The organism is Geodermatophilus sp. SYSU D00710, assembly GCF_054050195.1.
The window spans coordinates 96,331-104,842 of the sequence record NZ_JBJGYX010000015.1 but is presented as its reverse complement, the minus strand read 5'-3'; the positions used below and the strand labels follow the sequence as shown (position 1 = coordinate 104,842).

Below are 8,512 nucleotides of genomic sequence, written 5' to 3'. Positions count from 1 at the left end.
GGGGGACTAACCAACTTTGACCATAATTAAAAACACCCCCCCCCGGGGGGGGCAAGCCCCCCCCCGCCGCCCGCCCGCCCCCCGGGGGGGGGGGCCGCCCGTCGGCGTCTCAGATGGGGAACTCGACGCCCTGCGCCAGCGGCAGCTCGCCGGAGAAGTTGATCGTGTTGGTGGCCCGGCGCATGTAGCCCTTCCACGCGTCGGAGCCGGACTCCCGGCCGCCGCCGGTGTGCTTCTCCCCGCCGAAGGCCCCGCCGATCTCCGCACCCGAGGTGCCGATGTTGACGTTGGCGATGCCGCAGTCGGAGCCGTCGGCGGCGAGGAACCGCTCCGCCTCGGCGTGGTCGGAGGTGAAGATCGTCGACGACAGCCCCTGCGGGACGTCGTTGTTGAGCGCGACGGCCTCCTCCAGCGTGCGGTAGGGCAGCACGTAGAGCACCGGGGCGAAGGTCTCCTGCCGCACGATGTCGGTCTGGCCGGGCATGCGGACCAGCGCCGGCTCGACGTACCAGGCGTCGGGCGCCTCGTCGGCCAGCCGCCGGCCACCGCCGACGACGACCTCGCCGCCCTGCTGGCGTGCGGCCTCCAGGGCGTCCTGCATGCCCTTGTAGGCGGCGTCGTGGATCAGCGGGCCGACGAGCGTGCCGGCCTCCAGGGGCGAGCCGATCGGCAGGTTCCGGTAGGCGGCGGCGACCCGCTCGACCAGGGCGTCGACGACGTCGACGTGCGCGATGACCCGGCGCATCGTGGTGCAGCGCTGGCCGGCGGTGCCGGCGGCGGAGAAGACGACGCCGCGGGTGGTGAGGTCGAGGTCGGCCGAGGGGGTGACGATGGCGGCGTTGTTGCCACCGAGCTCGAGCAGCGACCGGCCGAAGCGGTCGGCCACCCGCGGGCCCACCGCGCGGCCCATGCGGGTGGAGCCGGTGGCGCTCAGCAGCGCGATGCCGGGCGAGTCGACCAGCGCCTCGCCGACGTCGGCGCCGCCGATCAGCACCTGGCTCAGGCCCTCCGGCGCACCGGTCTCGGCGATCGCCCGGTCCAGCAGCGCGGCCGAGGCCAGCGCCGACAGCGGGGCGAGCTCCGAGGGCTTCCACACGACCGGGTCGCCGCAGACCAGCGCGATCGCGGTGTTCCACGACCAGACCGCGACCGGGAAGTTGAACGCGCTGATGACGCCGACGACGCCCAGCGGGTGCCAGGTCTCCATGAGCCGGTGGCCGGGCCGCTCGGAGCTGATCGTCTTCCCGTAGAGCTGCCGGGACAGGCCCACGGCGAACTCGCAGATGTCGATCATCTCCTGGACCTCGCCGGCCGCCTCGGAGGTGATCTTCCCGACCTCGATGCTCACCAGGGTGGCGAGGTCGGCCTTGTGCTCGCGCAGCAGCTCGCCGAGGCGGCGCACGAGCGCGCCGCGCACCGGCGCGGGGACGGTGCGCCACTCACGGAACGCCTCCCCGGCCCGCGCGACGGCGGTCTCGACGTCGGCCGCGGTCTGCCGCCGCACCGACAGCAGCCGCTCCCCGTTGACCGGGGAGGTCACCGGGTGGTCCCCGGCGACGGCGTCGAGGTCGACCCCGCAGCGGCGGGCGGCGTCCTCGGCCAGTCGGCGGAGCTCCTCGGCGGTGGGCAGGCTGGTCACGGTTCTCCTCTGTGCTGGTGGTTCAGACGACGTTGAGCTCGGGGCGGGCCCCCGCTCCCCGGAAGCGTGCCGCACCCAGTCCGGACACGTCGACGAGGGTCTCCCGGCCCAGGTACAGGTCGCGCACCACCTCGCCGACGGCCGGCCCCATGAGGAAGCCGTGCCCGGAGAAGCCGGTGGCGTAGAGGAACCCCTCGACCTCGTCGGCGCGGCCGATGAGCGCGTTGTGGTCCGGCGTCATCTCGTACAGCCCGGCCCAGCCGCTGGCGACGCCGACGCCGGCCAGCGCGGGGGCCCGCCGCTCGATCGCCTCGCCCAGCCGGGGCAACCAGGCGTCGGAGCGGGTGAGCCGGAAGCCGGGGGTCTCGTCGGGGTCGGACATGCCCATGAGCAGGCCCCGGCCCTCCCGGTGGAAGTAGAAGGAGGTGTCGAAGTCGATCGTGAACGGCGTGTGCGGGTCGAGGCCCGGCACCGGCTCGGTGACCAGCACCTGCCGGCGCAGCGGGCTGACCGGCAGGTCCACCCCGGCCCAGGCCCCCACCTCGGCCGACCAGGCGCCCGCGGCGCAGACGACGGTGTCGGTGCGGACGGTCCCCGCGGGGGTGTGCACGGCGGTGACCCGGCCGTCGGTGACGTCGATGCCGGTGGCCGCGCAGTTGGGCAGCAGCGTGGCGCCGGCGCGGCGGGCGGCCGACGCGTAGCCGAGCACCACCGACTCGGGCGTGCAGTGCCCGTCGGTGGGCGACCAGGCGGCGGCCAGCAGCCCGTCCGGGGAGATGAGCGGCGAGAGCCGCCGGGCCTCGGCGACGTCGATCATGCGGCTGGGGACGCCGAGGTCGTTCTGCAGCGCGACGGCGGCCTCGAAGGCGGCGACGGCCTCGGGCGTGGACAGCAGGAACAGGTAGCCGACCTCGGCGAAGTCGATGTCCTGCCCGAAGCGCGCCGGGAAGTCGCGGAAGGTCTCCAGGCTGCGCGCGCCGAGGGTGATGTTGACCGGGTCGGAGAACATCGCCCGCACGCCGCCGGCCGCCCGGCTGGTCGAGCCCGCGCCGAAGGCGTCCCGGTCGACCAGGACGACGTCGCGCACCCCGGCCCGGGCCAGCTCGTAGGCCGTGGCCAGCCCCATGACGCCTCCGCCGACGACGACCACGCGGGCCGACGGCGGGAGCTGGCGGGACGGTGCGGTCATCGAGGTCCTCCGGGTCGCGGGGCAGGACCCCCCATCCTGGGCGAGGACCCCGCCCGGCACCATCCCCCGCGCCGGGCTCAGCCCCCGAACGCCGCGACGACCTCGCCGGTCGTGCAGCGGTGGGACAGCAGGCTGTAGTCCAGGCTCACCAGCGACCGCTGCGCCGCCTCCTCGTCGACCACGCCGCAGGCGTCGTCCACGACGACGGGCAGGAAGCCGAGGTCGGCGGCGTGCCGGGCGGTGGGCTCGATGCCGATCTCCAGCACCGCCCCGACGAGCACCAGGGTGGTGACGCCGCGGTCGCGCAGCACCGCCTCCAGCGGCGTGCCGACCAGCGCCGACATGCCGAGCTTGTCGAACACCGGCTCGCCGTCGGCCGGGGCGAGCTCCGGGGTGATGCCGGTGTGCTCGGCGCCGGGCGGGAACGCCGAGCGCACCGCGTCGGCCCGGTCGACCCGCTGCCAGGCCATGGCGGTGCGCAGGGCGGCCACGCCCAGGTGCGAGGGCGGCAGCGACACGTGCCGCACGTAGAGGACGGGGACGCCGGCGGCCCGGGCGGCGTCCAGCACCCGGCGGATCCGCTGCACCAGCCCGTCGCGGTCGCGGACGTGGCGCAGGATGCCCACCTGCGCGTCGTAGACCACGACGGCCGCGGCCGCCGGGCGGCACATCTCGGCGACGGTCTCGGGCACTTCCAGGCCGAAGGCACGCTGCACGGCAGGAGCCTCCCAGCCGCAGGCCGCCGTCACCAGACGCGGCGTGCGGTCCTCACCGCGGCCCGCCGGGGACCGGGCGCCGGTCGTACTCGTGCCGGGCCCGCTCGACGTCGGCGCGGTGCCGGACCGCCCAGCCGGTCAGCGCGTCCAGCGGCCCGGCGAGCTCGCGGCCGAGGTGGGTGAGCGCGTACTCCACCGACGGCGGCGCGGTCGGGTAGACCGTGCGCGAGACCAGCCCGTCGCGCTCGAGCAGCCGCAGCGTGCGGGTGAGCATCCGCCGGGACACCCCCTCGACCCCGCGCAGCAGCTCGGAGAAGCGGGCCGGCCCCTGCTGCAGGCGCACGACCAGCAGCACCGACCACTTGTCGCCGACCCGGTCGAGGACGTCGCGCACCGGGCAGGGGTCGGCCGCCCGCCGCGACGTCGCCGGCGCGGTCACACCCGTGTTCCCAGGCGTCACGGACGTGCCTCCTTGTGGCCGCCGACCGGGCCATCGACGATGACCTGGTTCCCGATCGTAACCAGCGAGGAGACAGCATGGACCTCACCGGACGCACGGTCCTCGCCTTCGGCACCGCGGGTTCGCAGAGCGCCGCCCTGCCCGCGGCGCTGCGGCGGGCCGGCGCCGTCCCGCGGCGCGCGACGACGGACCCCGACCGGGCGGCCGGGTGGGCCGCCGCCGGCGAGGACGCGGTCGTCGCCGACCTGACCGACACCGCCTCGGTGCTCGCCGCCGCCGACGGCGCGGCCGCGGTCGCGGCCCACCTGCCGCTCCGGGTCGGGCCGGGCATGCCCGCGGTGGCCGCGTCGCTGGCGGCCCTGCGCCGGACCGGGCTGCCGGTGGCGGTCAACACCGGCACCCCGGTCCCTCCCCCGGGTGCGCCGGACCCCTACGGCGCCCGGCTCCTGGCCGAGGGGCTGCTCGACGCCGGCGTCGCGGTGCTCACGCCGACCGCCTACCTCGAGAACCACGCGGCGCCCTGGGCCCTGGACGCCCTGCGCGGAGGCCGGCTGGTGTACCCGCGCCCGGCCGGCGACCGGCTCGCCTGGATCGCCTCGCACGACGTGGCGGCCGCGCTCGCCGTGACCCTCGTGCACGACGTCACCGGCGAGCTGCTCCCGCTGGCCGGGCCGGAGGTGCTCACCTTCGACGAGCTCGCCACCGAGATCGGCCGGGGCCTCGGCCGGGAGGTCGTCTTCACCCGGGTGACGCCCCAGGAGTACGGCGACCTGCTCCGCCCGGTGCTCGGCGACGAGGCGGCCGCCGGGGTGGCCGGCGCCTACGGGGCGATGCCGGAGGAGCCGAACCCGCTGATGGCCCCGGACGCGGCACCGCACTGGGCCCGCCTCGGGCTGTCCCCCACGCCGGCGGCGGTGTGGGCGCGGGCGGTGCTCGCCCCGCTGCTCTGACCGGCCGCGCCGCCGTGCCGGGGCGCCCCGTCGTCGCACTGCCCGGGTTCCTCGTGCACTGCCGGTGCTGCAGCACGCTACCGATGCGGACGGACGTACGCATCGGTGTGTACGCTCGTCCGCATGACCTCGGTGTCCGCCGCGGACGACACCCGGACGATGCGGGAGCGGATGCTCGCGGGCGACCTCGTGACCATCGGCGAGAACACGGTCGTCGGCGCGGGCTCCGTGGTCACGCGCGACCTACCGGCCGACGTCGTGGCCGTCGGCGACCCCGCCCGGGTGGTCCGGACCCTGGAGCGCGGATGAGCGCCGCCCCGGCGCCCGCCCGGCGACCGCGCCGGCACGACCCCGGACGCCGCGAGCGGCTGGTGGCCACCGCGCTGGACGTCATCGCCGACGTCGGCGTCACCGGCGCCACGCACCGGGCCATCGCCCGCGCGGCCGACGTGCCGCTGGGGTCGCTGACCTACCACTTCTCCTCGCTCGACGAGCTGCACGCCGCCGCGTTCACCCGGCACGTCGACGAGGTCGCGCCGCGCTTCGACGAGCGGATGCGCGGCGCCGCTGACCGCGCCGGGGCGATCGAGGCGCTGGTCGGCCACCTCACCGGTGACCTGCTCGGCTCCGGCCGTGACTTCGTGCTCGCCGTCGAGCTGTACGTGGCCGCCGCCCGCCGGCCGGCGCTGCGCGCGGTGACGCAGGACTGGATGCAGCGCAGCCGGCGCAGCCTGGAGCGGCACTTCGACCCCGTGACCGCGCGGGAGCTCGACGCCCTGGTCGAGGGGCTGATACTGCACAGCGCCCTCTCGACCGACCCGATGGACCACGACCAGATCCGCGCGGCCGTCCACCGCTTCGCGCGCTGACCCCTCCCCTTCGACCAGGACAGGACCCCGTGTCGGACACCCTCCCGGCGACCGTCCCCGCGCGCCTGCGCGCCGCCCGGGCCGCGGTCGCGGCCTGCTTCTTCACCAACGCCGTCCTCTACGCCAACCTCGTGCCCCGGCTGCCCGAGGTGAAGGACCGGCTCGACCTGACCAATGCCACCCTCGGCACCGCGCTCGCCGCGCTGCCCCTCGGCGCCCTGGTCTCCGCCCTGGCCTCGGCCGCGCTCATGCGCCGGTTCGGCTCGGCGCGGGTGGCCTCGTGGGGACTGGTCGTGCTGGCCGCCGCCGTCTGGGCCGCCGCCGTGGCGCCGTCGTGGTGGCTGCTCGCGGCGGCGCTGTTCGTGGCCGGTGCGCTCGACGCCGTCGTCGACGTCGCGCAGAACGCCCACGGGCTGCGGGTGCAGCGCGGCTACGACCGGTCGATCCTCAACGCCTTCCACGGTCTCTGGAGCATCGGCGCGGTCGCCGGCGGGCTTCTCGGCTCGGCCGCGGCCGGGCTGCGGATCCCGCTGGGGGTGCACCTGGGCGTCGTCGCGGTGGTGTTCGCCGGGGTGTCCCTGGCCGCCTACCGCCGCATGCTGCCCGGCCCGGACCACGAGGACACCGCGGCCGGTGCCGGCCCGCAGCAGGTCACCCGGGGCTCCGTGCGCGCCGCACTGCCCGCGCTGGCGGCGCTCGGCGTCCTCGCCACGGCCGGCGCGTTCGTGGAGGACGCCGGGGCGTCCTGGGCGGCGCTGTACCTGCGCGGCGAGATCGGCGTGGGCGCGGCCACCGCGGGCCTGGGGTTCGTCGCCCTGCAGGGGGCGATGACGGTGGGCCGGCTCACCGGCGACCGCGTCGTCGACCGGTTCGGCCAGCGCCGGGTGGCCCGGGTCGGTGGCGCGCTCATCGCGGTCGGCATGGGGCTGGCCCTCGCGCTGCCGTCGCTGGGCACCACGCTCGTCGGGTTCACCCTGGCCGGCCTGGGCGTGGCGACCCTCGTCCCCGCGGTCTACGCGGCTGCCGACGACCTGCCGGGCCTGCGCCACGGCGTCGGCCTGACCGCGGTGAACTGGCTGCTGCGGGTCGGGTTCCTCGCCTCCCCGCCGCTGATCGGCGCGGTCGCCGACGCCACCAGCCTGCGCGTGGCGCTGACCGCGGTCGTCGTCGCCGGCGTCGTCACGCTGGTGCTCGGCCGGGTGCTGCCCCGGACGGTGACCCGGTCGGCCTGAGCTCGGCCGACCGCGGTGCACGGGCGGCACGTCCTGGACACCGCGTCTTCACCCGCCCGACGCCCGCCGCGCCGGGCCGCTCCCCACGGTGCCGCCATGGACGCAGCGCACGGGTCCGGCCTGCGCGAGCGGCGGCTCGCCGAGGTCGACGGGCTGCTCACCGCTCGCGACGGCGCCGTCGACGGTCCCACGGGACACGGCCTGTCGACCCTGTGGACGCGGCTGCGGCACGTCCACGCGCGGTGCGAGAGCGTGGACGCGGCGGCCTGGGCCGGCTACGTCACCGACCTCGACCGCGGCATCGACGCGCTGCACGCCGGGGTGGCGAGGGCGGCGCAGCAGCCGGTCGCCGGGCCGACCGTCGACGACGTCCTCCTGGCCCGCACGGCGGAACTCGAGCTGCGGGCCGGGCGGGTCACCGTCGACGCCGGTCCGGACCGTCCCGGGGTGCGCGCGGCCCTGGCCGACGCCGAGGTCGCCCTCGCCGGGTACCGGGAGGAGCTGCGCTCGGCGGGCCCCCCGTCGCGGCCCGGGCTGGAGACGGCGATGGACCGGCTGCGGCGCGCCGGCTCCGCGGTGCCCGCGCCCGCCCGGCCGGTGGAACCGGCTCCCTGAACCCCGCCGCGCTGCCGACCCCCTGCCGGTTCCTCCCGCGCTCTGCCGGCGCGATCGCGCCCGCAGAGCCCGCAACCAGCCGGCAGTCCGTGCTCAGCCGTGGACGAGGGCGCGCACCGCCGCGAGGACCCGCTCGTGCGCGGCCGCGAGCCGGTCCCGGTCCCGCCAGGTCGCGGCCAGGCCGACCGCGGCGACGCGTCCGGTCGCCAGGACCCGGCCGACGGCCCCGAGGACCTCGTCGAGCGCCGGGCCGCCGGGCGCGGGGAAGATCAGGTCCGGCAGGTCCCCGGGGTCGCACACGTCGAGGTCGACGTGCAGGTACAGCTCCCCGTCGGGGAGGTCCGCGGCGGTGAGGCCGGGCACCTGGCGGCGCCGCACGCCGGCGTCCTCGAGCAGGTCGTGCTCCGGCGGGTCGGTGTCGCGGGCGTCGACGAGCACCACGCGCGAGGGCGGGGTCGGGCGCAGCCCGAGCGCGTCGGGGAGCGTGGGGGTCCCGACCCCCGCGGCCAGTGCCAGCGGCATGCCGCCCAGGTAGCCCGAGGTCGTCGTGGCCTCGGTGTGGAAGTCGGCGTGCGCGTCGAACCAGACGATCCCGACGTCCCGGCCGGCCCGCTGCAGGCCCGCGAGCACCCCCAGGCTCGTGGTGCAGTCGCCGGAGACGACCAGCGCCGGGGCCCGGGCTCCGGCCACCTCCCGGGCGACCTGCTCGTAGAGGACCGCCATGCGCTGCCACGGCGTTCCGGAGGGCAGGTCGGCGGTGAGCTCGCGGTCGACGGGGAAGCCGGTGGTCCGTCCGGGCAGCCGCTCGTCGAGGTGGTAGGGCACCACGAACGTCGTCATGC

General features: G+C 76.9%; 10 protein-coding genes. 5 read left to right on the top strand and 5 right to left on the bottom strand.

Annotation, left to right across the window (positions count from 1 at the left end):
- Positions 1-109: 109 nt before the first annotated feature.
- The 4 genes from amaB to ACI78U_RS09720 all read right to left on the bottom strand — a co-directional run bounded on the left by amaB (position 110) and on the right by ACI78U_RS09720 (position 4,004).
- Positions 110-1,639, bottom strand: coding sequence for an L-piperidine-6-carboxylate dehydrogenase (amaB, locus tag ACI78U_RS09735; protein ID WP_456875100.1), 1,530 nt, complete (start codon positions 1,637-1,639; stop codon positions 110-112).
- 22 nt (positions 1,640-1,661) lie between these two features.
- Positions 1,662-2,828, bottom strand: a complete 1,167-nt coding sequence (locus ACI78U_RS09730) for an NAD(P)/FAD-dependent oxidoreductase (RefSeq protein WP_456875099.1) — start codon at positions 2,826-2,828, stop codon at positions 1,662-1,664.
- A gap of 77 nt (positions 2,829-2,905) precedes the next feature.
- Positions 2,906-3,544, bottom strand: coding sequence for an isochorismatase family cysteine hydrolase (locus tag ACI78U_RS09725; protein ID WP_456875098.1), 639 nt, complete (start codon positions 3,542-3,544; stop codon positions 2,906-2,908).
- Positions 3,545-3,596: 52 nt separating this feature from the next.
- Positions 3,597-4,004 (bottom strand): winged helix-turn-helix transcriptional regulator, encoded by a 408-nt coding sequence (locus ACI78U_RS09720; RefSeq protein WP_456875097.1) that lies wholly within the window; start codon positions 4,002-4,004, stop codon positions 3,597-3,599.
- Positions 4,005-4,081: 77 nt separating this feature from the next.
- Here ACI78U_RS09720 and ACI78U_RS09715 point away from each other — a divergent pair, with 77 nt between their 5' ends.
- From ACI78U_RS09715 to ACI78U_RS09695, 5 genes are all read left to right on the top strand, one after another.
- Positions 4,082-4,954 carry a hypothetical protein gene (locus ACI78U_RS09715; protein WP_456875096.1) on the top strand — a complete coding sequence of 291 codons (873 nt, stop codon included), beginning with the start codon at positions 4,082-4,084 and terminating at the stop codon, positions 4,952-4,954.
- Positions 4,955-5,077: 123 nt separating this feature from the next.
- Positions 5,078-5,263: a hypothetical protein gene (locus tag ACI78U_RS09710; RefSeq protein ID WP_456875095.1), complete on the top strand. Its 186-nt coding sequence runs from the start codon at positions 5,078-5,080 to the stop codon at positions 5,261-5,263.
- Positions 5,260-5,823: a TetR/AcrR family transcriptional regulator gene (locus tag ACI78U_RS09705; RefSeq protein WP_456875094.1), complete on the top strand. Its 564-nt coding sequence runs from the start codon at positions 5,260-5,262 to the stop codon at positions 5,821-5,823. The genes ACI78U_RS09710 and ACI78U_RS09705 overlap by 4 nt, the downstream gene beginning before the upstream one ends.
- Positions 5,824-5,852: 29 nt before the next feature.
- Positions 5,853-7,055, top strand: a complete 1,203-nt coding sequence (locus ACI78U_RS09700) for an MFS transporter (protein WP_456875093.1) — start codon at positions 5,853-5,855, stop codon at positions 7,053-7,055.
- 96 nt (positions 7,056-7,151) lie between these two features.
- Complete coding sequence (locus ACI78U_RS09695) at positions 7,152-7,670, top strand: hypothetical protein (protein WP_456875092.1); 519 nt, start codon at positions 7,152-7,154, stop codon at positions 7,668-7,670.
- Positions 7,671-7,763: 93 nt separating this feature from the next.
- Here the strand turns inward: ACI78U_RS09695 and ACI78U_RS09690 are convergent, their stop codons facing one another.
- The gene (locus ACI78U_RS09690; protein ID WP_456875091.1) at positions 7,764-8,510 is read right to left on the bottom strand and encodes an arginase family protein; all 747 of its coding nucleotides are present in this window, start codon (positions 8,508-8,510) and stop codon (positions 7,764-7,766) included.
- Positions 8,511-8,512: the final 2 nt, after the last annotated feature.

Bases quoted from the DNA above. Each gene is read 5' to 3' on its own strand.
- ACI78U_RS09730 (WP_456875099.1), bottom strand. From the start codon at position 2,828: ATGACCGCACCGTCCCGCCAGCTCCCGCCGTCGGCCCGCGTGGTCGTC.
- ACI78U_RS09715 (WP_456875096.1), top strand. From the start codon at position 4,082: ATGGACCTCACCGGACGCACGGTCCTCGCCTTCGGCACCGCGGGTTCG.
- ACI78U_RS09710 (WP_456875095.1), top strand. From the start codon at position 5,078: ATGACCTCGGTGTCCGCCGCGGACGACACCCGGACGATGCGGGAGCGG.
- ACI78U_RS09705 (WP_456875094.1), top strand. From the start codon at position 5,260: ATGAGCGCCGCCCCGGCGCCCGCCCGGCGACCGCGCCGGCACGACCCC.
- ACI78U_RS09695 (WP_456875092.1), top strand. From the start codon at position 7,152: ATGGACGCAGCGCACGGGTCCGGCCTGCGCGAGCGGCGGCTCGCCGAG.
- ACI78U_RS09690 (WP_456875091.1), bottom strand. From the start codon at position 8,510: ATGACGACGTTCGTGGTGCCCTACCACCTCGACGAGCGGCTGCCCGGA.